General features: G+C 46.2%; 2 protein-coding genes. Both read left to right on the top strand.

The window, feature by feature from the left end; genetic code table 11:
- Positions 1–82 precede the first annotated feature (82 nt).
- Positions 83–502: an HTH domain-containing protein gene (locus DFQ01_RS30730; protein ID WP_342770026.1), complete on the top strand. Its 420-nt coding sequence runs from the start codon at positions 83–85 to the stop codon at positions 500–502.
- Positions 439–1,319: IS3 family transposase (locus DFQ01_RS30725; protein ID WP_181394758.1), on the top strand; the 881-nt coding region annotated here is incomplete at its 3' end. The genes DFQ01_RS30730 and DFQ01_RS30725, both read left to right, overlap by 64 nt.

Raw genomic sequence — 1,319 nt, 5'->3', positions numbered from 1 at the left:
AAGGACACTTTTAAAAAAGTGACCCTCTTACGGGTCATTTGTGTTTTAATCAAGGGAAGAGGAGTGGATCGGATTGGGGAAAGTGCAACGGATCATTTTTACAGAAGAGCAAATGAGGAAATTGGAGACAAATCCAAACGTTCAACATGTCACCGAACTAGCCATAACCTACTCATCAGCATTTAAGCTGGCAGCGTTGAAAGCTTACTCGGAGGGACAGACGCCGGTAGAGATCTTTATCCGAGCTGGTTTCGACCTGGATGCAATCGGTTCTAAGAAGCCAAAGCACTGTTTAAAACGCTGGCGTGACACGTATGATCGGTATGGTGAAGAAGGGCTTACTACGGAACGACGAGGCAAGAACAGCACAGGACGTAAGCCAGTTGGTGAATTGTCAGTAGAGGAAGAATTAAAACGTGCAAAGGCTAAGATTAAGCTATTGGAAGCGGAGATGGAATTGCTAAAAAAGCTCGAAGCGCTCGAGCGACAAAAGAAACGCTAACCCCTTCCGAGCGCTATGAGATTATCGAACGTACCATTCGAGCATATGGACTAAAACGTATGACGCGTTATTTGTGTCAGATTGCAGAAGTAAGCCCTAGTGGCTACTACCGATGGCTTTCTACCGCTGAAGACCGTCAACGTCGTGCTGAGATGGACGAGCGAGACATTCATCTTATCAAGCAACACTTTGATGCAAAGCAGCGAAAAGCAGGAGCACTAACCATAAATATGCGTCTAGAGCGGATAGAACAAGTGGTGATGAATCACAAAAAGATTCGACGTCTGATGCGGAAGGCCGGTTTAGTGGCAGAGGTACGGCAAGCTAATCCATATCGCAAGATGGCAAAGGCTACGCACGAGCATCAAACCTGTCCGAATTTGCTTAATCGTCAATTCGATCAGAAAGAGCCTGAAAAGGTATTCCTCACTGACATCACTTACCTTCGATATAGTAAGGGTTGGGCTTACCTTTCCTGTGTGAAAGACGGGGCTACAAGACAAATACTAGCTGATTGCGTCGCTGGTACACTTGAGCTGCCGCTTGTCGAGAAAACGTTAATGCAACTGTTGGAACGACTGGATGGCAATGTGCATCCGGAAGCCATTCTGCACTCCGATCAGGGGATGCATTACACGCACCCCAAAACGCGACTTCTTATTGCTGAAGCAGGCTTAAAGCAATCCATGTCACGTAGGGGTAATTGTTGGGACAATGCCTCCATGGAATCCTTCTTCGGTCATATGAAAGATGAGGTTAATTTCATCGATTGCCAAACCCTCGATGAAGTAAGAGAACGCGTCGCTGATTATATACA

Source organism: Paenibacillus cellulosilyticus (assembly GCF_003182255.1).
Lineage (GTDB): Bacteria > Bacillota > Bacilli > Paenibacillales > Paenibacillaceae > Paenibacillus_T > Paenibacillus_T cellulosilyticus.
Note: the sequence above shows the minus strand (reverse complement) of the source record. Positions and strands in the feature narration are given on the sequence as shown.